Below are 21,326 nucleotides of genomic sequence, written 5' to 3' on the forward strand. Positions count from 1 at the left end.
GGCAGGATCAGCAATGGTCCCGCCCGGCCGTTCAGTAGCGGGGCGGCCTCCTCCGCTGGCGCTCCCCCGGCCGCCATGACGCTGCGCGGGCGCAGCGTCAGCCCAGCCAACGCGGAGGATCGGCGGCTACAGTGACCTCAACGAGAACACTGCACCTGGGAGAGCCGCATGGGAACCGAATACATCCTGCCCGAGGACGACAAACCAGCACCGGACGCCAGCGTCCTCGAAGACCTCATCGAGCTGCAGCTGCTCACCGCCGGCGAACCACTGGGGCCGGTCGATTTCACGCACACCCAGGAACACCACAAGCTCTAACGCCACTGCAGCAACGACGCTGCACCACAGATTTCCTTTGTCCGGGGAAACCAGAAGGGCCGGCCACAAGGCCGGCCCTTCGTCATGTACCTACGTGTTTGACCACAAAGCGCCACAACACCACGGCGGCCAGGGCGTTTATCCCGGCGATAAACAGATCCCCTGCCGCGGGCCGGCCAATGAACAGATCAATGGCCACCAGCACAAGGCAGGCAGCGGCGGCCACGGTGAACAGCACCGCCAGGAAGCGGAACCACCTCAGACCACGATGAGCCCGGCCGGGTCCGGGCCGTGATGCCGGATCAGTCATACCCACACCCTACGCAGGAGCATGCTCGCAGGGCTCGCACCCTTTTGGACGTCCACTCCGCAAGCTCCGTGGCCGGCTGTTGGGCCCGGCCCCGACGTCGCAGAGCTCCGCCGTGCCCGGTCCTGTTTGTCTACGACGTTTTTTGTGGCTGTCCTGCGGATCATACGGTTCCGCTCCGGCTCCAACTGCTGACCCCTTCGTTCCTCAGGGCCCCTGCGGCACTGGAATTCTTCGACGGCGCTTCGCTTATTTCCTTTCGAAGATTTCCAGCACCTTGCCCTGGCGGGAGCAGACGCCTCCGTCGGCCCCGTAGAGCACTACGTGCCAGCAACAAAAAACCCAACGGGGGAGAGGGGAAGCTGGCCAGTCACCATTGGTCGCCCCACCCACCCAACTTCTCGGACAAGAAGGAGCAACACCATGAACGACGAAAACCGCATTGCACGCGCAGCCCTGACCCGCATGTTCACCCCGGGCGATGACGTAGCCCGTAAGCTCGTAGCCCGTCACGGCGCACACCCCGCCTACCGCATGGCCCTCCGTGCCCGGCCCCTGTTTCCGTTCTGGGACGTCACCGCTGATGAACTTTCTCAAGGGCTGGACCGCTGGGCACCGGCACCCCGCGACCTCGACACCGACAAAATCGAGGATGAGCTGAAGGTCGTCGAACGCCTTGGTGGCGGGTTCCTGCTCCCAGGGGATGAGCACTGGCCCGAGGGGTTGGACGACCTGCCCAACCCGCCCTATGGACTCTGGTACGTCGGGAACATCGCCCAGGGAATCCCGGCCCCGCACCGGGCAGCCGCGCTGACCGGATCCCGTGATTCCACCAGCTACGGTGCTGCCGTCACCGCCGAAATGGCCCACGGACTGGCCCGGCGTGGCATCTGTGTCATCTCCGGTCTTGCCTACGGTATCGATGCTCACGCCCACCGTGGCGCACTTGCTGGCAGCACCGGGACCGGACCGGCGACGATCGCCGTCGCAGCTGGCGGCCTTGACCGGGTTTACCCGTCCGGTAACGCGGACCTCGCGGCCGCGATCAAAACCACCGGCCTGATCGTCTCCGAACAGCCCATCGGTACCGCACCCACGCGGGCACGCTTCCTGGACCGGAACCGGATCATCGCCGCTCTGGCCGGAGTGACCTGTGTCGTCGAAGCACGGTGGCGCTCCGGTGCGCTGAACACCGCGCACCACGCCGAAACCATCGCCCGGCACGTCGCGGCAGTACCCGGAAGCGTGCACAGCGCGAACTCGGCAGGCTGCCACCGGCTCCTGAAAGAGGGCACGGCAGCGCTCGTGTCCGACGCCGACGAAGTAGCCGAACTACTCGCCAGCTAGTCCAACCGGTGGCCGGGACAACCTCCCGGCCACCGCCCCGTTCGTAAAGGAGAAATGACCATGACTGAAAGCCCCGAAACACAACAGACCACTGACGACCTCGAATGGTTTCCTGCCCGGGAACTGGTGGACGCGATGAAAGCCGAAGGCCTGGAACTTCAGGTCGAACAAACCGGCGGAGGCACCGCCACCTTTTTCCTGCAGAGCGAAGGCAGCCACACCTTCACGATCGGCCCCGGATCATTCAGCTGGAAGAACCCACTGGAATCCCGGTTCACCACGGCTGAGCTGTACTACGGCCCGGACCATTACGACGACGACGGCGAACCGGTGGAGTTCTCCGCCGACGAAGAGAAGACCATCACGCCGGGAACACCGATGGCGGACATCGCCCGTGAAATCGCCGCCAACTTCCGTAGATTCAACACCCACCCGATCCCGGCAAGGACCGACAGCGGCGCATAGGCGCTGGTGGGCCGTTCGCCTCATGTGGGCGGGCGGTCCGCCGCAGGTGGTCGCCTGGGTGGGTGGTTGCCGGCGACGGACCGCCGTTCCCGCGACGGTCCGGGACCACGCACCTGGTGCGTGCGGCGAACCGGTTCCGGTTCTTCCCTGGAGAGGTTCGGCGGGTGCAGGGAAAGCATGCTCGCAGGGCTCGCACCCTTTTAGGCGTCCACTCCGCAAGCTCCGTGGCCGGCTGTTGGGTGCTGCCGGTCCGTCGCAGAGCTCCTGCCCGTCATCACCTGCTTGTCTACGACGTTTTCTGGTTGCTGTCCTCCGGATTGTAGGCGTCCACTCCACCCCGTCTAGCCCCTCCAAAAGCAGTCGGGGCCTGCGGTGCAGGAATTTCCCTGCGGCGCTCCTTCGTCGCTTATTTCCTTCCGGGAATTTCCTGCCCCTTGCCCTGCGGGTAGACAGGGCTCCGCTGGCCGCCAAGCAAGCAAGCTTGCCAGCAACCAAAAAACAACGGGGGGAGAGGGGGGAGCTGGCCGGTCACCATTGGTCGCCCCACCCACCCAACTTCTCGGACAAGAAGGACAAACACCATGAACGCAGCACCCACGCTGGAAATGCTCGACCCCGCGACCCTTATCGTGGACATCAACGTCCGCAAAGACGCAGCCCTGACCCCGGAGTTCATCGCCAGCATCAAAGAACACGGCGTCATTGAACCGGTCATCGCCCACCGCAACGAGGACGGCACCGTCCATGTGCGGATGGGCCAGCGCCGTACTCTTGGAGCTGTCGAGGCCCAACGCCCCCTGATCCCGGTGATGATCACCGCATCCGCAGAGGACGCGGAGCGGATCGTCTCGCAGGTGGTGGAGAACATCCAGCGCACCGCGATGACAGAGGCCGACGAAGCCGACGCCTACCACCAGCTGTCCCTGATCGGCGTTTCAGCGGCAGCGATCGCGAAGAAAACCGGACGGAAAAAGGCCGCCGTTGAAGGCGCTTTGAAGGCCAAAGCATCCGAGGCCGGAACCGCCGCCCTGGGCAAGGGACTCACCATCGAGGAAGCCCTCGTGATGGCCGAGTTTGAAGGGGACGAAGAAGCCACGGCCGAGTTGGAATCGGTCATCCAAGACGAACCCGACCAGCTGCTCCACGTCGCGCAACAACTCCGGGACGAACGCGAACGTGCTGCCGCCGTCGCCGCGTACACCGCGGAAGTCGCATCTACCGGGAAAACCATCGTTGAAAGGCCCGGTTACGACGATGAAGAAACCGCCAGTGTCACGTCCCTGAAGCGGGCCGATGGGGAACCGGCCACCGAGGACGACGCGAACGCCGTCTACATCAGTCAGGACTACCGGGGTGAGTTCTCCACCGTCCCGGTGATCGTCGGGTGGAAGGAACTTGGCTTCACCGAGCGGTACAACTACCACTCTTCATCAGCCAACAAGGGGCCGATGACCGAGGAACAGAAGGCCGAGCGGAAAACCCTGATCGCCAACAACAAAGCCATGGAATCGGCCACGACCGTGCGCCGGGAATTCGTGAAATCCCTGCTGGCCAAGAAGCAGGCACCGAAGGGCTGGCAGTACTTCACCGTCCACGCGATCACGCACCACACCGACGTCCCCCGGACTTACGACGGAGAAGTTGCAGCCGAAATGGTCAGCGCCAAGATCGACGGGCAGAAGTCATGGGGATGGAACCCGCTGAAGGATCACGTGGCCAAGTCCACGGCCCGGCCCGAGTTCTCCCTGATCGCGCTGGTCTGCGCCGGATACGAAAAGACCATCGCCAAGGACTCATGGCGGTCCCCGTTCCAAAGCCACCGGGACTACCTGAACCAGTTGATCCTCTGGGGTTACACCCCGAGCGAGGTTGAGCAGATCATCATCGACAGCGGCAAACCCGCCGAAGAAAAAGCGGCATAAGAACCCCTTGCCGGGCGGAACCCCCACCGCCCGGCAAGGCCCCCCGGCCACTCACCACGAGCAGGGCCGGGAACCTCCCAAATGTCGGGCGGTCCGCCGCCCAGGGCGAACCACAGCAGCCAATCACCAGCGACGGACCGCCATTGGGCGCCACCAGGCACACACCCACCAAAAGCCGCGCAGCCCCGGCTACCTGGCTACTCGATCGACTCACCACCGAGAAGTTTTTTCAGAGGCCACCGATAGGCTCATCTCGCACTGCGCGCCGCACTCTAAACGAAAACCAGCCGGGGAACACCGGAGGAGTCCGCTAAACTGAACCACAGATTTCCTTTGTCCGAGGAGAGCGAAACAGGACCGGCCCGCGCCGGTCCTGTTTTGTTTAAACAGCAAAACCGGGAAGCTTCCCCATGGGACAAGACAATCCGCCGCCGGCCCCCACCTGCAGCGGAACAGTTGCTCTCAGCCGGGACCACGCACTGTGACAAGCAGAAGCACCGGACGCAGGCACAAGAACCTCACACCCAGGGCAGCTCCTAATGAAGCCGGGGGAGTACCGACGGGCTACTACCCGCGATCTTCCCAAACTCACCAGACGTCCAAATCACCAGAAAATCACTACCAAGAACACGTCAAAAACCTCTAGAAATAAGGGGAAAAGCCTTTAAATCCGATTGGATAAAAGCTAGAATAGTAGTAGCAAGTCAGCCAGACGAACCTAACTAAAACTGATACGAAACGCAGGACTGAAAATGACTTCCTCAATCACCGATTACACGGTCTACACCAAGCCCGGTTGCCCGAACTGCGACCGCACCATGGAGTACTTCGACTCCAAAGGCATCACCTACACACCCGTGGACATCACCGAAGTGCCGGCAGCGCTGGAGTACATCACCGCAGAGCTTGGCTACTCCCAGGCACCCGTCATCGTGAACAACTCCGATGACCAGGACCACTGGTCCGGACTGCGCCGCGACAAGCTCGTCCACGCCGCCATGACCCACACGACCGCAAGCCGCAAGGAGGCATCATGAACGCCATACCCATCCCCGCCGAGACCATCACTGCGATCCTGGACCAGCTTGCTGTCCCTACGGAGCTGCGTACCGACCCGGAACTGCAGGCCGTGGCGTACGGGTTCGCGTTCCTGAACTCCCCGGCGACACTGCCCGAGGCACGCTTCTACGACGCCTCCACCGTCTTCTACGACGAGGAGGCCGAATCACGGTACGAGCTCAACACCCGCGACTTGATGGCCGAACAGCTCGCCTACCGGGCAAGCCTCCGCATCACCGAACTCGGGTGAGGACCATGACCACCCCGCACCCTGTGGACGGGTTCAAAATCAGCCCGCGGATCCCGTTGGAGGTGGACCTGTTCCGGGAAACCAACCCCAGCGGCAGGATCTACCCCGACCAGCAGGACCCATACGCCGGCTACTACGCCAACCCGTACAGCGCTGACGATGACCGCTACCTTGCCGCGATCAGCAGGGCCCCGATAGGGGAGGGCGGGCTCTGGGACGAACACACCGCAGACCAGCACCAACCCAACGACCTCACCCATGACAAACCGGGTGGGACCGAACCTCAGAACGAAACCAGCACACACACCGAGAACACCAACAGCGCACGAGGAAAAGGAATCATCATGGCCGGCGAAACCACCATTACTGTCATTGGAAACCTGACATCGGACCCCGAGTTGCGGTTCACCCCAGTTTCCCGTGAGTTCGGGAAAACTGACGGCACTCCGGTCGCAAACTTCACTATCGCCTCGACGCCCCGTACCTTCGATTCCGCCTCGAACGAATGGACGGACGGTGACACTTTGTTCCTCCGCGCGAGTGCGTGGCGGGAAATGGCAGGGAACGTCGCAGCCTCGCTGTCCAAGGGTTCCAGAGTCATTGTCACAGGACGGCTGAAGTCCCGCTCCTACGAGACAAGGGAAGGCGAAAAGCGCACCGTCATCGAACTGGAAGTCGATGAAATCGGCGCCAGCCTTCGCTATGCCGAAGCCAAAGTTAGCCGTAATCAGCGAGCTGGCCGAAGTGTCCCATACCCGCAGACGGAAGGGTCCCATGCTGCGGGCTAAGCGGGATGACAGCTCCATCAGTGCCAAGCTGACAAAAGATGACGCCGAACAGATCCGTGCCGTATTGAAGGCGGTCGGTTTCGAGGAGGGTTACGCCTCAGCCAATGACTTCGTTGAAGCTGCCATTAGGAGGGAACTTCGAAGGTTGCAGCGCAAGTACAACAATGGCAGGAAATGGCCCGGAGTACCGTCAGGACAACTACGGCCAGGCCGCCGGACAAGGGAAGAGACCGCTCGTCACGAAGATCGGATAAATTGAGCCCGCACACAAAATCGTGCAGCGGCTCTTACGCGTCCCAGAGGTGGGCGGCCTGATCTCGAAGAATCTTTTCCTTTGTTGTCCTAAGTGCGTATGAAATCGAGGACCACGAGTTCCAGAGCTCCGACAGTTCGTGCGCTGAGTTGTGTTCATAATCCATGTAAGGGTTCCTGGCGGTGCCGGTCTTGGGTATGTAGAAGAACCACTCGGAAGTGGTCTGCCCAGGCCAATCGCGGGAGGTGGTCCCAGGATCATAGCCGCGCCGGGTGAAGCTATCGCCGAAAGCATCGTGGGCCGGCCGGGTGAGTTCGAGGAAGGTCTTCCTTGGGTCCTTTGCTAAAGCCGTTGCTGTCTCTATGTCCGCTGACTCCCGCCAATTGGCAAAGGTGGCTGCCACCTGACGGCAGATTTCCTCGATCTCGGCCTTCAGTGCGGGTATCTCCGCGGAAAGGTTCGCTGTGATTTCTGGTTGGTTGGTAGCCGTCAGGCGGGCCTCGGTCCGGAGGAAATCTTGGACGAAGGCCTCTTGAGTAAGAGCCCAAGAATTGGCCTTGGTCAAAAGCGAACTTTCAAGCGATTCCGCTTCTGCCTCAAGCTGGGTAAGTCGTTCAGTATTTGATTCATTCATGCTTGCATCGTACTTTTCGCCACTGACAGAAATTGCCCATTCAGGCGCGGGAGTGGGTCAGGCTTGAGTCGCTCGAGAGCCACCTAACCAGCTGGAAGCGTTCCAAGGTCAATAAGACGCCTCACGGCCGACACGCCTTCGCCGCCTGACCCCAATGCTCAGATCATCTGAATATATTCATTGCATGAGTAAACGAGAGATGAGAGAACCAACGTTCATGGTGCTGTCCGTTCTGGCTCAAGGGCCGCAGCACGGATACGCACTTCTCGCCGAGACCAAGAGACTCTCGGAGGGCCGCGTGGCCCTGCAGCCGGGAACTCTGTATGCCTCTTTGGACCGGTTGCGGGAAGAAGGGCTCGTTATCGTGGTCCGCGAAGAAGTCGTGGAGAGCAGGCTCCGCCGTTACTACGACCTGACAGATGCCGGAGCCGAGGAACTCCATCAGGAAGTGAAGAGGCTGGACGCGAATGTTCGTCTGGCCAAAGCAAGTCTTCAACTCCGACCGGCTGGAGGCCTGGCATGAGCGAAACATTGTCATCTTTGGAGTCCACTTATCGACGGGCGTTGTTGGCCTACCCGGGCAGCTGGCGCAAGCGCAACGGAGAGGAAATGGTGGGAGTCCTCATGGACGCCGCCGATCAGGAGCGCCGCACCGTCGCGACAACGTCGGAATTGTTCAACCTAGTCGGGGCCGGTCTCACCACGCGATGCGAACGCCTCCTCGGCAACATGCCTGTGACTGCGCGGGACAAAGTGTCGTGCATGGCTTTGACAGTTACTGCGGCTTTCGCCGCCATCATGCTGGTCTTGGGGGAGCTTGGCCGGTGGTTCCGGTTCAACAGCTTTGCGCCGAGCCCGGGGCTTTTCGGCCTGTTCACGACACCAGCTGCATTGACGTACGTGCTGGTCATGGCCGCGTTTGGAGCCGCGGTCCTAGGTCTGGGCGGTCTGCGACGAATCCTCCTAGGCCTTTCAATCCTCACAGCGATGGCTACGCCAATGGTGTCATCTGCGCTTGGTGGTGTGGTTCACGTAGGTTGGCCCGTACTTGGGGTCTTCATTGGCGGATCGATCTTGGGCCTTATTGGTGACCCCACGCATACGCCGACACTTCGGCGTGTGCTGATGATCGGCGCGCCGTTGGGAGCTTTAGTTCTTGGTCTCACAAGTTTCCTGCAGGGAGGTGGAGCTCAAAAGTCCTTCTACCCTGGTGGGGTTGTCATGTGTGCTGAGATCCTGTCTATCGCAGGAGGTTCGCTGCTGGTGGCCGGGCTCCTGGCATGGGGGATCGAAGGACGGTTGCGGCCCGTCGCTGTGCTGCTCGCCCTTGCTTTGCTGCCCCTTCCCATCAAAGCTCTCTTCGTCCTCTACATACCCAACCCGCTCTGGGGAGCAATTGCCGGGGCATGCCTGACCGCGGGGATTTTTGTAGCCTGGCAAGTCCGTCAAAGCCAGGTATTCGAACGGAAGGGGCAGCGCTGATCGCACACCATTAGGACTCATCGGTTGGATGCCTGGCCGACCAGAGCAGGCTTGACGCAGTCCTAAGCCTCTCTAATGGGGATCACTCAGCCGAGGCCGGCAATCAGATGTGTCACGGGGGGCATAAGGCTAGTGATAGCCTCACTTTGCGCCCCGTGGCGGGAGGACTTCAGATTCGGTAACTGCAGTGAGGTAGCGTTCCGCGCCCTTTACGCTAAGGCCGAAGAGGTCACACAGTCTGCGCAGGTCTTTTGTTGTTCGGGCCTCGTAAAGGATCCGGTCTTCGCGAAGTGCCTGAGGTGACAGGCCCAGGTTTTCAAGGACCCACACGTTGCTGACTTGGGTAGTTCGAACCGCGCTCTGCTTGCTGATGAACAAGTGAGGGTTGATGGTTTGGGCCATTTTCTAGTGCGGTAGTCCAACCAAGCAGAGAGGCTATTACGCACCTCAGGTGCCAAAGGGATTTTTCGGTCCGGGAGGTGGATCTTGCCGTCGCGAACAGCTGTGAGCTGCAATGCGCGGACTTCATCGCTTCGAAGGGCGTGGTAGCCGATCAGCGTAGCCAACGCAGCCCTAGCTGGGCTGTCGGAGCCGAGTGCGGCGAGCATCGGGGCTTCGTCGATGGGCATCGGAATGCGAGATTCCGGACGTCCTGTCTTGGTATGCGTTGTCGGGTTCACGAAAACGACCCGTCTTGCTTTGAGGGTGCGAAATAGGGAACGCAGTGCTGTTCCGGTCAACGCCCTTTCGCTGCCCTGATCAGGCAGGGCAGAATCGATGTCCTCGCGTGTTATTTCACGGAGGGATGCACGGCCACTGGCTGCCCAGAGCGCAGCAGCGGGGACAGCGGAACGGACCCGGGCTTTGATTGTGGCATATGCCTTGGCCCTTGCTCGTGGAACTTTCGTGCTGCCGTGGAGCAAAACGTTGAACCAGATCTCAAACTCGGTGGCCATGGCCTCTGGAAGGCTGGCAACCTTTCTGCTGAACCACGCCACAATTGATGGCAGCCGGTCATCCTGCAGTAGTCCCGACGCCCTCAGTACATCCAGGATGGGCTGACGGTTGAAAGCGGCCGGGTTCAGGAGTTCGACGTCGCTTGCCTTGATGGGAGCGCCGGGGGTGTCTTGGATGCAGGCCAGGATCCGGAGTCCTTGGCGGGTCGTAGTGGTTCGTGTTTTGCTCCATCCGTGCCTAAGTCCGTGTTCCTTTGCAGTGTCCTCCAGAAGGCGGGCAAAATTCGGGTCGGGCGGTTGTGTGCGGGCGCGCGAGATGTCCCGGGGCATCTGCATGAGTGTCAGTTGTTCGTGCGCCACAGGGTAGGGTCGGTGCTTCCATGGCCGCGTGTCAGGCTCAGGCCTGCGAGCGACCCGGCGCTGCCGCCAGACCATTCCCACGAAGTGCAATTGCTGGCCATGTTGATTCATGTCGGGAACGCTTGGTCCCGTTCCGTGTGGGCGGGCGCCGACCGAATTGCGCCAACAAAGGCGACAGAACCCCTCCTGGCTCAAGGCCTTTTCATCTTGGCACGACAAGCAGGGGGCTACCGTCTTGAAGCGACGGCGCCACCCTCTACATCCCTCGCAAATCCAGCTGGTATGACGGGTGACACCCCAGCCCAAGCAGTCAATACAACTGTCGATAACCTGCGGCGCAAACCGGTGACATCGTCGGCAGAGACCAGCGGAGAAGTACAGCTCTTTTGAACCACACCTGCGGCACGGTGGCGGTGCGAACGGCCCGCCCGGCATGCACTCATAACAGGAGGAATCACGCGCTGTTGCTACCGGGCGCACGCCGCATTCAGGACATGTCCTCGGCGCGCTCACGCTGGCGGCATAGTGCGGTTCCGGCCGAGGCGGGGAGTGATGACTTCGCCGCCCACGGCGGCGAGTTTTTCTTTCGGCGGCCTGCGGGCAGCTACCGCTTCCGGCTCCCTGATCAGCAGCTCGTTAGGTTCGCAGTCAAGCACATGGCAGATGATTTCGAGGTCATCCAGCCGGATTGAGGTCGGGGTTCCGGTCCACAGTGCGGACATTTTCCCCGCGCTGATCTCAAGCCCTGCCTCAGCCAGCCTGCGTCGCAGTTCTGTTGACTTCCAGACACCGCGTTCGGCGGCTTTCATACGCAGATTCCAGCGCATTCGTTCACCTCTTTCCGGTTCCCCATCGCTGCGCGATGCGTTCGTTCGCCACAGCCCAGGCAGCTTCAACATGGTTATCGTGGACATGGATGTAGCGGGTCGTGGTGGACAGCCATTCGTGCCCGAGGAGGTCCTGGATGGCTTTGAGGTCCATTCCTCGCTCGTACATCGACGAGGCGCAAAAGTGTCGCATTCCATGAGGGGTAAGCTTTCCTTCCCAGTCCGGAAGCCAGAGACTGACTGCGTTGGTGAAGCCGGTCCGCAGGGTGTCGTCGCCCGCTCTGCGGTTCCGTCCGAGGTCCGGGTCACGGCGTTCGCTTGGGAACAGGGGAGCATCGGGATCTTTCCAGTCGTCTCCGAATTGGTGGCGCACATCGGTCAGCCACCAGTGCATCAGTGCCTCGACGCCGTTGATGGCTGGCACCATCCGGGGTTTGGGTCCGCGGCCCATGCTGCCCTTGCCGAAGCGGACATGCAGCTTCCCCTGTTCGCCCAGGTCGGGGCGCCAGTCACGGATATCGAGCATGACCGTTTCGTTTATCCTCAGACCAACGCGCCGCCAGAGGGATGCCACGAGATAGTCTCTCGCGGCCGGCAAATACTTGCGGGCTTCCGGTAACGCTTGTCGCCAGCCCCCAAACAGCGCATCTACTTCCAAAGCGGAGGGTGGAACCCGGATCATTCCGCCGTAGTCGGCTTTGGCTGGCCGGTTGAATTCGTCAACGGGCTGCACCAGCACGTGTCCTGTGACTTCGTGGATTTCGCCTTGGTATCGACTGATGAGGAAGTCGAAGAGACGTGCGAGCGTGCCGGCCTTTCCGTGCACCGTGCTCTTGGCCAGCCCCTTAGTTTTTCGTTCGTGGTTCAGGAATCGGTCGACATCACCGGGTTGGGCAGTCCAAAGGTAATCACCCAGATGCCTCAAAAACGCGAAGATCACCGATCGCCCTTGCGTTATGTGCTCATCGCTGATTCCAGTAGCTGCCGCGGCCAGTGCGAACTGATCCACAAGCTCTTGCTCGAAATCATCCAGTTCCTGAGGAGACCTGGAGCCCCTGGCCATGGCGGGGCGAACGACCGCAAGCTGAACCACGGGTGCCTCACTTCGGTCAGAACGAAATAATGTCAGAGAAACTGTATATCCTTCAGAAATCCTGAAGAAATTTCATTACGAGACCATAGGGGCCGGGGCCATGCCGTTGAAGACAATCAGCCACTGTTTGGGGGAGGGCGTGCAAAACGAACCCACGGCAGTTGCGACATCGGGTTCGGCGGTAGCGAATTTCACGATCGCTTCAACGCCCAGGACCTTCGACCGTCAATCGAACGAGTGGAAGGACGGGGAGACGCTTTTCCTCCGTGCGAGTGTGTGGCGGGAAGCAGCTGAGAACGTCGCCGAGTCCCTGACCAAGGGCACTCGCGTCATCGTTTCCGGCAGGCTGAAGTCCCGGTCCTACGAGACCAAAGAGGGCGAAAAGCGCACCGTTATAGAGCTTGAGGTAGACGAGATCGGTCCGAGCTTGCGTTACGCGAACGCGAAAGTGAACCGCACCCAGCGCACCAACCAGGGCGCAGGAAACGGCGGAGGTTTCGGCAACCAGCCTAGCAGCGCACAACCCGCCCAGCAGGACGACCCCTGGGCCTCGAACCCGTCAGCCAACGCTGGCTCCTCCTGGGGCAACGGCCCCGACTCCGAACCCCCGTTCTAAACACCTGTGGTGACGGGGCCGGCCACTACCCTGGCCCCGATACCCCTCACTGTTCAAGCAAAGGATCCGATCATGACTGAGAACCATGACCTAGTGTCCGAGCGGGGGCGCTAGCCGTGAAGAACACGTCCTCCAGCTTCTCGCTAACAACGATGACCACGGTGGTCCTTGCTTCAGCGCTTGTTCTCTCACTTGCTGGCTGCACACCTGCACCCCTATCTCGTGAATCAACAGGGCCCATGTTCATGGATGTGCCAGTCAATTCGCAGCTCGAGGAAAACGCGGCGAACGCAGCGGTCGACGCACTAGATAAGTTCTCCGGCCGATCCACGTCGAAGGGAATATGGCTTCGCGAGCTCACACCTTTGGTAACAACGACCTTCGCCCAGGAAGCCGAGGATATTGATCCCCCAGACTTGAACCCGGTGACCGTGCGCGCGGCCGACTTGGAGCGTTCCCCACACGGAATAGGGAATCAAGTCAGGGTCAGGATTGGCACCGATGCCGGGGAATGGATCATCGTCATGACCACCGCGGGCGCAGACGAGCCTTGGTTGACTTCGAGCATTCTTCCCGCAGGCATCACCTAAGGGATCTGTGATGAAAAGGCAGACCGCCAAGAAGAATCCCTACTTCACAGACGATGACCTGAACCAGATCCGGGCAGCGGTCCAGGAAGTCGGCAAGCTCGAAGGGTATGTGTCCATTACGGACTTCGTTGAAGCAGCTGCACGCCGGGAGCTGCGACGGTTGCAGCGCAAGTACAACGACGGCCGGAAATGGCCGGATGTTGAAGCCGGGGAACTCCGACCAGGGCGACGAACGCGCGCCGAAACAGCAGCAAAGGAGGACCACCCATGACCGCCAGCCAGTACAGGGGCCGGCTGCTGCTCGGCAGCGTTCTGGCCGTTCTTGCCCTCACCGGCTGCACGGCCCAGGGAGGCCCGCAAATCGTTCCTGCCGGTAGCCCGGCACCGCTGCACGAGGTGCCCTGCGACGCTACGGGTACGGCGGCGCGGCCGCCGGCACTTCAGGCCACAGCCAGCGGCCCGTACACGGTGGAGAAAGTTGTCGACGGGGACACGATCCGGATCAGCTGCAACGGCACCAGCACGCGCGTCAGGCTTGTTGGCATCAACGCCCCGGAAAGCGTCAAAGAAGACGCACCGGTGGAGTGCGGCGGACCGGAAGCGTCCACCTACCTGCACTCACTCCTGGACGGACAGCAAGTGTTCCTGGCAGCGGATCCCGCCCAAGGAGTGCGCGACAAGTACGACCGGCTTCTTGCCTACGTCTGGACCACCGACGGCACCCTGGCCAACCGCACCATCCTTGAACAAGGGCACGCCGAAGCTTCCGGCTACGGCAAGTCCTTCGCGTACAGCAAGGACTTCACCACTGCTGCCGACGAGGCCAGAAAGAATGGGGTGGGCCGATGGGCCTGCTGAGATCACCGGAAACACGCCAGAGACTTGTTAGGGGAACATCATGGCCGTCGTTCTGATCTTCTTCGCAACGTTCGCAGCTGTCGCCCTGGGCGGCTGGATCATCTACGCCCTCACGCACCCGGTGGCCGCCGGTCAGGGGATCCTGATCTTCCTCTGCAAGGCGGCCGGGGTCATTGCGTTGATCACGGCCGTGGTGGCTTGGCTCGGTCAGAGTCTGCTTCAGGCAGTGCCGCCGGCGGTGTTTATGGTTGCCTTCTTCGTCGCCGCTAACCGGCTCGAACGCCGCTGGCGCCGCTGGTGAACCTGACGCGCTCATGACTGGCGACGAGGCCCGGTTCTGGTCCAAGGTCATTAAAGGGCCGCGGGAGAACGACTGCTGGCTGTGGGTTCGAGCTGTGGCCGATGACGGGTACGGCCGGTTCACTCTCAACAGCAACGGCCGAACGCGGGCTGTCCGTCCGCAACGCTTCGCCTTTCATCTGGCATACGGCGTCGACCTGGACGGATTCGGTCCGCTGATGCACCACTGCGATATCCCGCTGTGCGTCCGCGCGAGGACGACGGCAGATACGCATTTGAGTGTGGGCGATGCCAGAGTCAACATGCTCGATCGTCAAGCCAAGGGACGTGACACGAACGGTTCAGGATTCCGCTGGCGCGGGCTGGCCCGCTGGCAGTTCGCTGAACGGTCCAAGGCACTGCGTGATGAAGTCCGCGACCATGGCTGGGATCGTGAGGAGCGGGTGCGGGCGCTGCTGGCCGGTCTCGATCCTGACGCCCCGACGCTCTTCTAGAACGGGTGATGCCCCCGGCCTGCAGGCCGGGGGCATCACCCTGTGATCAGCTATCCGTCCTCAGACAGCGGCGTTTTGGCTCTCACGGTCGGCCGCTTCCGGTGCTGCTGGACTGTTGTTCTCCGTGGATGACTTCTTTTCGTCCTCACTGAGGAGGTCGAGCAGCCGCTTCAACTCACCGGCGCTGAGTCCCAGGCGCGCGGAGACGCCGGACTTCGGTTCGCCGGAATCGAGCATGGCTCGAACTGTCCTTGCGGCACCGCGGACTGCGTCCTGTGCGTCCTCTTCGGCTTTTGCCAGGAGAGCATCGGCCTTCTTCTTGGCATCGGCGCGGACGAGCTCGGCTTGTTCCTGACGCTGGAAGAAATCCGCGGCCAGCTCAATCAACTTCTCGTGCCGTTCTGTCAGTTCCTTGGCCTTGGCCAGTGCCTTTTCGCGGGCAGCCTGCTGCTGCGCTGACTTGCGTGGTGTTGCCATGGTGTGGGTCCCTCCCCCTAGGTTGTCCTTCACACGAACCTAACGGCTAGCGCCGGTTCGGGTGGCCAGGCACGCGCCGCGCGCCTTAACGGTCCTCGCTGACGCTCGGGCTGGCCATGCCAGGCTTGTCCACACGTGGACAGCTCCGAGATAAGGGCGGTCTCTCCGCTGACCACCAGGGGATAAGCCTGGCTGCGGTTCAACACAATCGAACGAACCGTGGATAACGGAAAAGCGTGTTACCCACCGCCCATTCTCATGTGCAGAACCGCATCAAAATACTGATGGCCCGATCTTACCCGGTTTTGATATTTTCCATCGATCCTCGCTCGCAAGCTCCCATCAGCCGATTCCAAAGATCAAAACCGGGTAAGATCTGACCACCAGGGGATAAGCCTGGCTGCGGTTCAACACAATCGAACGAACCGTGGATAACGGAAAAGCGTGTTACCCACCGCCCATTCTCATGTGCAGAACCGCATCAAAATACTGATGGCCCGATCTTACCCGGTTTTGATATTTTCCATCGATCCTCGCTCGCAAGCTCCCATCAGCCGATTCCAAAGATCAAAACCGGNCGCATCAAAATACTGATGGCCCGATCTTACCCGGTTTTGATATTTTCCATCGATCCTCGCTCGCAAGCTCCCATCAGCCGATTCCAAAGATCAAAACCGACCAATATCTGCCACACCTCATGCATCATCGATAGGTGGGGCCGTTTCGCGGGTATGCTGGGTTTCGTGATGACCGTGCACAAGCTCAGTGCCGGCGACGGATACACGTACTACACACGTGAGGTCGCCAGCGGTGACGAGCTGCGTGCGAAAGGCCGTGAGCTGGGTGATTACTACACGGTGGACGGCAACCCGCCAGGGCAATGGGGCGGGTCCGGCGTTCAGCATCTGGACGTTTCCGGTGAAGTCACCGAACCGCAAATGGCGGCCTTGTTTGGACTGGGATTACATCCCAATGCGGAGAAGATGCTTGCCGATGACCCGACATCAGATGTCGCTTTGGGTCAGAAGTACCGGCAAGCGAATCAGAAAGACAACGAACTGCAGGCGCGCATCAACCGTGCCACCGGTGACTACAAGCGCCTGAACCACCGCGAGCCGGACGCGGATAACCGTCGGCTGATCCGCACGAAAGAGGGTGCCCAGTACTTCCGTGAACTCAACGGCCGGAACCCTGCTGACAAGGAAGAGCTGGGTAGGTTCATTACCGCCCAGACGAAACCCGCTGCACAGACAGTTGCCGGATATGACCTTGTTTTCGCTCCCGCGAAATCAGCCTCCGTTCTGTGGGCCATCGGCGGTGCCGACGCCCGCAAACAGATCGAGGCCGCACATAACGAGGCCATCGAAGAGACCATGGGTTACCTCGAAAAGGAAGCAACATTCACCCGCCGAGGCCGCAACGGTGTCCGCCAAGAGGACGTCGATGGCGGCCTGATCTACACCAAGTTCCGCCACTACGACTCCCGTACCGGTGACCCGCAGCTGCACGATCACATTGTGGTGTCCAACAAGGTCCTGGGTGCCGATGGCAAGTGGTCCAGCCTCGACGGGCGGCTGCTGTACCAGTTCAATGTGGCCGCCTCGGAGATGTACAACAGGGTGGTCATGGAGAAGATCTGCGCACGCCTGGGCGTGGGGTTGACTGAACGCAAAGTGAACGGCGACCGCCCTGTCACCGAGATCGCAGGGGTCGATGTAGCCGCCATCGAAGCTGCCTCCTCACGACGGGAAGGCATCAAACCTGTCATTGATGAACTGACAAAAGAGTTCACTGAGAAGCACGGCTACGCACCCAACAAGAAGCAGCTGATTGCACTGGCCCAGCAGGCAACACTGGACACCCGACCGGCAAAGAAGGAAGCCAGGCAGCTCTCCGCACTGGTTGAAGAGTGGACGACCGAACTGGGCGCCCTGCCCGGTGTAGCCACCGGCCCGGCCGCTGTCGAACAAGCACGCAAGCATCGTCATGATGCACGCGAACAGTGCGGGAAGGACCGGCCCTCATGGATGGTCGCCCACGCCGATGAGCTCGATCCGGCCGTCGAAGCACAAGGGGTTATTGAACGGCTGGAACGCAGCCGTGGGGTCTGGGGAGATCACCACATCAGGGCCGAAGCAACACGCAGACTCGGGTCCCGACTCGGGGAAATGCCCATCCCGCAGGAGCTTCTTGAACAGGTCGTGGCGCGTGCGACGGATCAGTTCTCACTCCGCATCACCCCCGAAACACCCGCCCCTGACATCGACGCTTTGCGCCTGTCCAACGGCGGATCCAAGTACGGCAAACCACACTCCACCCTCTACACCTCCGCCGGGATCCTCCACAGCGAAGACCGGCTCCTGACAGCCGCGCAAAGCGCTGTCATCCCGGCAGCGACGGTCGACTCATTCGATGCTGCGTTGGCCCGGCAAGAGAAGACCTTCGACGCAGGACAGCTGCGCATGGCCCAGGAGTTCGCGTGCAGCGACCGCCTGCTGCTGGTCGGTGTTGGCCCGGCAGGTGCAGGTAAAACCACTGCCCTGAAACTCGCAGCTGACACCATCCGGGAAGCCGGCGGACGGGTGTTCGGACTCGCGCCTACTGCCGTGGCCGCCGCCGTGATGGGCACTGAACTGGGAGCCACAGCGACCACCATCGACTCCTTCGTCCTCGCCCACAAAACAGGGACGGCAGACGAGAAAACCACCCCCAAGCCCGGGGACGTCATCATCATCGACGAGGCCGGGATGGTCGGCACAGAACTGTTCGCCTCAGCCGTGACCATCGCCGAACAGCACGGCGCGGTCGTGCGCGCACTCGGGGATGACCAGCAGCTCTCCGCCGTAGGCTCCGGTGGCGCGCTGCGGCTGTTGAAGAACACCGTCGGGGCCGTTCACCTGGAAGACCTGCACCGGTTCCGGAACGCGGACGGCACCCCGAACGAAGCAGAAGCGGAAGCCACCCTGGCCCTCCGGGAACCCCCGCTCCACCAGGTCGATGACCCGTGGACCTTCTACCGGGAAAACCGCCGCGTCGTCGGCGGCGACACCGAAACCATGACCTCCCAGGTCTTCGAGGCATGGCAGAAAGACACCAACGCCGGCCAACACTCCATCATGATGGCCTTCGACAATGCCACCGTCACCGAACTGAACGCCCGCGCCCAGGCCTACCGGATCGCCACCGGCGAACTGGACTCCACCACCCCTGCAGCCATGCTCCGTGACGGACTGACCGCCCGCGCCGGAGACATCATCGTCACCCGGGAGAACAACCGCAGGCTCTCCACCAACAGGGGCAAAGACTTCGTCAAAAACAACGACGTATGGAACGTCCTCGGCGCCCACGAAGACGGATCCTTGACCGTCCGGCACCACGGACACCAAGGCACCGTGACCCTCCCCGCCGACTACGTGCGCGGCAACACGATGCTCGGATACGCCGCAACCATCCACCGCACCCAGGGCGTCACGTGCGACACCGTCCACGCCCTGATCAGCTCGGGACTCTCCCGCGCTCTGGCCTACGTCGCCGCGTCCCGCGGCCGATACTCCAACAAGCTCTACGGCATCGTGGGCGAGGGAGAGACCATGGAGGATGTCCTGACGGCCGTGGCCGCCAACCACGACGGCAACCTCACCGCGCACGAACAAATGGACGCCGCCCGCGCCCAAGCGCGGTCACTGCCGGACATGTCCGAGCAGTACCGGGACATCGACGCCCAAGCCAACGAGCTGCGCATGGCAAACATCGCCCGCCGCGAACTCGGCGAAGGCGTCGCGGGGACATTCACGAAATCCACCGCCTGGGGAGCAGTCGCCACGCACCTGCGCGCGGCCGAGAACGAAGGATTCAACCTCGTCCACTTGCTCAAAGACAGCGTCAACGAGGAAGACTTCGGCGCAGCCGCGGATCCCACAGCAGTTCTTGCATGGCGGGTTGAGGACCGCCTTGACCGGTGGCGTTCACGCGCAACCGATCCCGGCCGCCGGCCGCTGGAATCAATGACCGACGAGGCGCTGGAACGGCTAGACCGCCGGGCAACCGGTGAGCTGATGCGCGCCAAAGCCGAAGCAGCCCGCACACCAGGTGTGGAGACCCCGGACCGGAAGAACCTTGCCCGCAACTGGAAGGCCGAACGGAAAGAAACGCCGTGGCAGCGACGCCTGCACGGACATCTCAGCGACGACGACCTAGCATTGCGGATCCGCGCAGCGCAGCAGCAAGGACGTACGGACACGACCATCAATGACCCCGCGGCCACGCGTAAAGCCCAGTGGCTGGCATCATCACTGCACAAGGAACAATCCCTCCGCGAACAGATGCACCCCGAAGCCCGGGCCGACGAAGCCTATGAACGCGGCGCGGTAAGCAACTACCGCCGGGACGAGAACGCCCCCAAGATCGAAGCAGCCGCACAGATCCACCGCAGGATCCGCGCCGAAATCGAACTGCGCCGCCAACTGCCCTCGACCGTCCGTACCGACGCGGCAGCTGACCGGTTGCCGGCATGGATGGCACCGGCCGACGTCGCCACCCATGACGACACCCCGACCTTGTGGCGGAAAGAACTCCTCGAGCGCCGGGAAACCATGGCCACCGAAGTCACCCGGCTTGGCGCGCAGCTCGCTGCCGAACCACCAACCTGGGCGACGGCGCTCGGACCGGTGCCGTCCGACACCGCACGACAGGAGCAATGGCGGCAGCTCGCCGTGGAGATCTCCACCTACCGTGACATGTACCGGATCCCGGCCAGCGAAACTGCACCCGTGCCCAAGGATCACCAAGAAAAGGGTCTTGGATCAGAACTCACTAAGCGGATCACCGCCATGCACAAGTACGCGGCGCAAACGCACAAGGAGCCACTGTCCGCAGCCGACGCTTCACTCATGGCCGAAGCAGCCCACGTCGAAGCCGTCGTGAAGGAAACCCCAACGCCGGCAGAGGAAGTTGTGGACCACCTGCAGCAGGCACGCGGCGCGGAAGCGCAGCTGAGCCCGGCACAGGAAAGCGCCGAACGGCTGGCCGAACTCGCCCGCAAGGTCCGCCAAAACCGGGCAGAACGCCACGGCGGCGACTCCGAGGCCCGCAGCCCGGAAGCCGTCCAGGAAGCCCTGGACCAGTTCAAAGCACGGCGAGAACAGGAAAAGAAGCAACCGGGGACGACAGAGGAGGATTTCGCTAAGGAGCTGGCGGCACGACGCGCGGCGCAGCCCACAACCTCCGCCTCGTCCGCAGTTGAGAAACTCCGGCAAGAACAAGCCAAAGCCAAAGCCGCCGAAGAACGCCGTCGCCGGGACCAGCCAGGTCCGGGCAGGGGGCCGGAACAGGGTCCCCGCGGTCCGCGCCTGTAGGTTGACTTGATTGCGGGCAGGTCTGGCAGCTGAACGAATGGATCGCGCACTTTCCGGGGATCGCCTCTAACAAGATCAAGATCCCTTGCATCTAACACCTCAGACTCGACGGCGCCACCAGAATCGGCGTCTGGTGGAAGGACCATGCCGACCACCACATGAGCGTTCTGCTGGACCCGCGGGGCCCGTTCTACAAATGAGACATGCAAAGACACCGAGACCCTGAACACCTGGAGCCCAAGAAAGCACCAACGGGCTGGTTTCCCGATGGGAGAACCCTCGACACTTAGCGCGGCCTTGCGTTTGCCGGCCAAGGAATGGGCCCAGCGAGTGAATGTGCCACAGCTTGTGGCACATTTTGACGGACCCCACGACCGGAAGGCAATTGTCCAGACACTGTCTGGACAATTGAGTTGAAACGCAGGGGTCGGCGGTGGCCATGTGAAGTTCTGGCCTTGAAGCCGGCGGCGGCTGGGGAGAGCCTCGGTCTCAGAAGACTCGTCGCCGCCGGCTCGTCCAGGGCCGGGCTACCGTGTGGTGACCGGTACATCGGTTTGAAGAGACCACCGATGCGGG

At 61.8% G+C, this 21,326-nt stretch carries 23 protein-coding genes and 1 pseudogene; 18 read left to right on the forward strand and 6 right to left on the reverse strand.

Going from position 1 to position 21,326, the window contains the following annotated elements; translation table 11 throughout:
- Positions 1 to 168 precede the first annotated feature (168 nt).
- Positions 169 to 318, forward strand: coding sequence for a hypothetical protein (locus tag ACR30Z_RS19255; protein ID WP_434374236.1), 150 nt, complete (start codon positions 169 to 171; stop codon positions 316 to 318).
- Positions 319 to 400: 82 nt separating this feature from the next.
- On the opposite strand, the gene ACR30Z_RS19260 is transcribed toward ACR30Z_RS19255, so the two are convergent.
- On the reverse strand, positions 401 to 628 hold the full coding sequence (locus ACR30Z_RS19260) for a hypothetical protein (RefSeq protein WP_434374237.1): 228 nt from the start codon (positions 626 to 628) through the stop codon (positions 401 to 403).
- 420 nt (positions 629 to 1,048) lie between these two features.
- Between ACR30Z_RS19260 and dprA the strand changes: the two genes are divergently transcribed.
- From dprA to ACR30Z_RS19295, 7 genes are all read left to right on the forward strand, one after another.
- A complete protein-coding gene (dprA, locus tag ACR30Z_RS19265) occupies positions 1,049 to 1,972 on the forward strand; it encodes a DNA-processing protein DprA (protein ID WP_434374238.1) in 924 nt (307 codons plus the stop codon).
- Positions 1,973 to 2,032: 60 nt separating this feature from the next.
- A complete protein-coding gene (locus ACR30Z_RS19270; protein ID WP_434374239.1) occupies positions 2,033 to 2,437 on the forward strand; it encodes a hypothetical protein in 405 nt (134 codons plus the stop codon).
- 581 nt (positions 2,438 to 3,018) lie between these two features.
- Positions 3,019 to 4,359: a ParB/RepB/Spo0J family partition protein gene (locus tag ACR30Z_RS19275; RefSeq protein WP_434374240.1), complete on the forward strand. Its 1,341-nt coding sequence runs from the start codon at positions 3,019 to 3,021 to the stop codon at positions 4,357 to 4,359.
- A 752-nt stretch (positions 4,360 to 5,111) separates the two neighbouring features.
- The gene (locus ACR30Z_RS19280; RefSeq protein ID WP_434374241.1) at positions 5,112 to 5,396 is read left to right on the forward strand and encodes a glutaredoxin family protein; all 285 of its coding nucleotides are present in this window, start codon (positions 5,112 to 5,114) and stop codon (positions 5,394 to 5,396) included.
- On the forward strand, positions 5,393 to 5,668 hold the full coding sequence (locus ACR30Z_RS19285; protein ID WP_434374242.1) for a hypothetical protein: 276 nt from the start codon (positions 5,393 to 5,395) through the stop codon (positions 5,666 to 5,668). Before ACR30Z_RS19280 ends, ACR30Z_RS19285 begins: the two co-directional genes overlap by 4 nt.
- A 5-nt stretch (positions 5,669 to 5,673) precedes the next feature.
- Positions 5,674 to 6,456 carry a single-stranded DNA-binding protein gene (locus ACR30Z_RS19290; protein ID WP_434374243.1) on the forward strand — a complete coding sequence of 261 codons (783 nt, stop codon included), beginning with the start codon at positions 5,674 to 5,676 and terminating at the stop codon, positions 6,454 to 6,456.
- Entirely contained in the window at positions 6,443 to 6,715 is a 273-nt protein-coding gene (locus ACR30Z_RS19295) for a ParB family protein (RefSeq protein ID WP_434374244.1), read from the forward strand. The genes ACR30Z_RS19290 and ACR30Z_RS19295 overlap by 14 nt, the downstream gene beginning before the upstream one ends.
- Before the next feature lie 28 nt (positions 6,716 to 6,743).
- Here ACR30Z_RS19295 and ACR30Z_RS19300 read toward each other — a convergent pair whose 3' ends face one another.
- Positions 6,744 to 7,343, reverse strand: coding sequence for a hypothetical protein (locus tag ACR30Z_RS19300; protein ID WP_434374245.1), 600 nt, complete (start codon positions 7,341 to 7,343; stop codon positions 6,744 to 6,746).
- 184 nt (positions 7,344 to 7,527) lie between these two features.
- Here ACR30Z_RS19300 and ACR30Z_RS19305 point away from each other — a divergent pair, with 184 nt between their 5' ends.
- Entirely contained in the window at positions 7,528 to 7,866 is a 339-nt protein-coding gene (locus tag ACR30Z_RS19305; protein WP_434374246.1) for a PadR family transcriptional regulator, read from the forward strand.
- Positions 7,863 to 8,825 (forward strand): hypothetical protein, encoded by a 963-nt coding sequence (locus tag ACR30Z_RS19310; RefSeq protein ID WP_434374247.1) that lies wholly within the window; start codon positions 7,863 to 7,865, stop codon positions 8,823 to 8,825. Before ACR30Z_RS19305 ends, ACR30Z_RS19310 begins: the two co-directional genes overlap by 4 nt.
- 209 nt (positions 8,826 to 9,034) lie before the next feature.
- Here ACR30Z_RS19310 and ACR30Z_RS19315 read toward each other — a convergent pair whose 3' ends face one another.
- The 3 genes from ACR30Z_RS19315 to ACR30Z_RS19325 all read right to left on the reverse strand — a co-directional run bounded on the left by ACR30Z_RS19315 (position 9,035) and on the right by ACR30Z_RS19325 (position 12,031).
- Positions 9,035 to 10,252, reverse strand: a complete 1,218-nt coding sequence (locus ACR30Z_RS19315) for a hypothetical protein (RefSeq protein WP_434374248.1) — start codon at positions 10,250 to 10,252, stop codon at positions 9,035 to 9,037.
- 398 nt (positions 10,253 to 10,650) lie between these two features.
- Positions 10,651 to 10,968, reverse strand: a complete 318-nt coding sequence (locus tag ACR30Z_RS19320) for a helix-turn-helix domain-containing protein (RefSeq protein WP_434374249.1) — start codon at positions 10,966 to 10,968, stop codon at positions 10,651 to 10,653.
- A 4-nt stretch (positions 10,969 to 10,972) separates the two neighbouring features.
- Entirely contained in the window at positions 10,973 to 12,031 is a 1,059-nt protein-coding gene (locus ACR30Z_RS19325) for a tyrosine-type recombinase/integrase (protein ID WP_434374323.1), read from the reverse strand.
- A gap of 130 nt (positions 12,032 to 12,161) precedes the next feature.
- On the opposite strand from ACR30Z_RS19325, the gene ACR30Z_RS19330 reads away from it, so the two are divergent.
- The 6 genes from ACR30Z_RS19330 (at position 12,162) to ACR30Z_RS19355 (ending at position 14,919) form a co-directional block, all read left to right on the forward strand.
- Positions 12,162 to 12,677 carry a single-stranded DNA-binding protein gene (locus tag ACR30Z_RS19330; protein WP_434374250.1) on the forward strand — a complete coding sequence of 172 codons (516 nt, stop codon included), beginning with the start codon at positions 12,162 to 12,164 and terminating at the stop codon, positions 12,675 to 12,677.
- 116 nt (positions 12,678 to 12,793) lie between these two features.
- Positions 12,794 to 13,267, forward strand: coding sequence for a hypothetical protein (locus ACR30Z_RS19335; RefSeq protein ID WP_434374251.1), 474 nt, complete (start codon positions 12,794 to 12,796; stop codon positions 13,265 to 13,267).
- 10 nt (positions 13,268 to 13,277) lie between these two features.
- A complete protein-coding gene (locus ACR30Z_RS19340; RefSeq protein WP_434374252.1) occupies positions 13,278 to 13,538 on the forward strand; it encodes a ParB family protein in 261 nt (86 codons plus the stop codon).
- A complete protein-coding gene (locus tag ACR30Z_RS19345) occupies positions 13,535 to 14,125 on the forward strand; it encodes a thermonuclease family protein (RefSeq protein ID WP_434374253.1) in 591 nt (196 codons plus the stop codon). The genes ACR30Z_RS19340 and ACR30Z_RS19345 overlap by 4 nt, the downstream gene beginning before the upstream one ends.
- 40 nt (positions 14,126 to 14,165) lie before the next feature.
- On the forward strand, positions 14,166 to 14,426 hold the full coding sequence (locus ACR30Z_RS19350) for a chemotaxis protein (RefSeq protein WP_069695501.1): 261 nt from the start codon (positions 14,166 to 14,168) through the stop codon (positions 14,424 to 14,426).
- A 13-nt stretch (positions 14,427 to 14,439) separates the two neighbouring features.
- Positions 14,440 to 14,919 (forward strand): hypothetical protein, encoded by a 480-nt coding sequence (locus ACR30Z_RS19355; RefSeq protein ID WP_434374254.1) that lies wholly within the window; start codon positions 14,440 to 14,442, stop codon positions 14,917 to 14,919.
- Positions 14,920 to 14,979: 60 nt separating this feature from the next.
- Here ACR30Z_RS19355 and ACR30Z_RS19360 read toward each other — a convergent pair whose 3' ends face one another.
- A complete protein-coding gene (locus ACR30Z_RS19360) occupies positions 14,980 to 15,396 on the reverse strand; it encodes a hypothetical protein (RefSeq protein ID WP_434374255.1) in 417 nt (138 codons plus the stop codon).
- A gap of 746 nt (positions 15,397 to 16,142) precedes the next feature.
- On the opposite strand from ACR30Z_RS19360, the gene mobF reads away from it, so the two are divergent.
- Together mobF and ACR30Z_RS19370 are read left to right on the forward strand one after the other, a co-directional pair.
- Positions 16,143 to 20,750 (forward strand): MobF family relaxase, encoded by a 4,608-nt coding sequence (mobF, locus tag ACR30Z_RS19365; protein WP_434374316.1) that lies wholly within the window; start codon positions 16,143 to 16,145, stop codon positions 20,748 to 20,750.
- Positions 20,751 to 20,845: 95 nt separating this feature from the next.
- Positions 20,846 to 21,040: pseudogene (locus tag ACR30Z_RS19370) on the forward strand (DUF4913 domain-containing protein); the annotation flags it as partial.
- Positions 21,041 to 21,326 lie beyond the last annotated feature (286 nt).

Source organism: Paenarthrobacter sp. FR1 (assembly GCF_051106045.1).
GTDB lineage: Bacteria > Actinomycetota > Actinomycetes > Actinomycetales > Micrococcaceae > Arthrobacter > Arthrobacter nitroguajacolicus_A.

What these genes read in the sequence shown, in the direction of transcription:
- ACR30Z_RS19255 (WP_434374236.1), top strand. Translation starts at nt 169, where the DNA reads ATGGGAACCGAATACATCCTGCCCGAGGACGACAAACCAGCACCGGAC.
- ACR30Z_RS19260 (WP_434374237.1), bottom strand. Translation starts at nt 628, where the DNA reads ATGACTGATCCGGCATCACGGCCCGGACCCGGCCGGGCTCATCGTGGT.
- dprA (WP_434374238.1), top strand. Translation starts at nt 1,049, where the DNA reads ATGAACGACGAAAACCGCATTGCACGCGCAGCCCTGACCCGCATGTTC.
- ACR30Z_RS19270 (WP_434374239.1), top strand. Translation starts at nt 2,033, where the DNA reads ATGACTGAAAGCCCCGAAACACAACAGACCACTGACGACCTCGAATGG.
- ACR30Z_RS19275 (WP_434374240.1), top strand. Translation starts at nt 3,019, where the DNA reads ATGAACGCAGCACCCACGCTGGAAATGCTCGACCCCGCGACCCTTATC.
- ACR30Z_RS19280 (WP_434374241.1), top strand. Translation starts at nt 5,112, where the DNA reads ATGACTTCCTCAATCACCGATTACACGGTCTACACCAAGCCCGGTTGC.
- ACR30Z_RS19285 (WP_434374242.1), top strand. Translation starts at nt 5,393, where the DNA reads ATGAACGCCATACCCATCCCCGCCGAGACCATCACTGCGATCCTGGAC.
- ACR30Z_RS19290 (WP_434374243.1), top strand. Translation starts at nt 5,674, where the DNA reads ATGACCACCCCGCACCCTGTGGACGGGTTCAAAATCAGCCCGCGGATC.
- ACR30Z_RS19295 (WP_434374244.1), top strand. Translation starts at nt 6,443, where the DNA reads ATGCTGCGGGCTAAGCGGGATGACAGCTCCATCAGTGCCAAGCTGACA.
- ACR30Z_RS19300 (WP_434374245.1), bottom strand. Translation starts at nt 7,343, where the DNA reads ATGAATGAATCAAATACTGAACGACTTACCCAGCTTGAGGCAGAAGCG.
- ACR30Z_RS19305 (WP_434374246.1), top strand. Translation starts at nt 7,528, where the DNA reads ATGAGTAAACGAGAGATGAGAGAACCAACGTTCATGGTGCTGTCCGTT.
- ACR30Z_RS19310 (WP_434374247.1), top strand. Translation starts at nt 7,863, where the DNA reads ATGAGCGAAACATTGTCATCTTTGGAGTCCACTTATCGACGGGCGTTG.
- ACR30Z_RS19315 (WP_434374248.1), bottom strand. Translation starts at nt 10,252, where the DNA reads ATGAATCAACATGGCCAGCAATTGCACTTCGTGGGAATGGTCTGGCGG.
- ACR30Z_RS19320 (WP_434374249.1), bottom strand. Translation starts at nt 10,968, where the DNA reads ATGCGCTGGAATCTGCGTATGAAAGCCGCCGAACGCGGTGTCTGGAAG.
- ACR30Z_RS19325 (WP_434374323.1), bottom strand. Translation starts at nt 12,031, where the DNA reads ATGGCCAGGGGCTCCAGGTCTCCTCAGGAACTGGATGATTTCGAGCAA.
- ACR30Z_RS19330 (WP_434374250.1), top strand. Translation starts at nt 12,162, where the DNA reads ATGCCGTTGAAGACAATCAGCCACTGTTTGGGGGAGGGCGTGCAAAAC.
- ACR30Z_RS19340 (WP_434374252.1), top strand. Translation starts at nt 13,278, where the DNA reads ATGAAAAGGCAGACCGCCAAGAAGAATCCCTACTTCACAGACGATGAC.
- ACR30Z_RS19345 (WP_434374253.1), top strand. Translation starts at nt 13,535, where the DNA reads ATGACCGCCAGCCAGTACAGGGGCCGGCTGCTGCTCGGCAGCGTTCTG.
- ACR30Z_RS19350 (WP_069695501.1), top strand. Translation starts at nt 14,166, where the DNA reads ATGGCCGTCGTTCTGATCTTCTTCGCAACGTTCGCAGCTGTCGCCCTG.
- ACR30Z_RS19355 (WP_434374254.1), top strand. Translation starts at nt 14,440, where the DNA reads ATGACTGGCGACGAGGCCCGGTTCTGGTCCAAGGTCATTAAAGGGCCG.
- ACR30Z_RS19360 (WP_434374255.1), bottom strand. Translation starts at nt 15,396, where the DNA reads ATGGCAACACCACGCAAGTCAGCGCAGCAGCAGGCTGCCCGCGAAAAG.
- mobF (WP_434374316.1), top strand. Translation starts at nt 16,143, where the DNA reads ATGACCGTGCACAAGCTCAGTGCCGGCGACGGATACACGTACTACACA.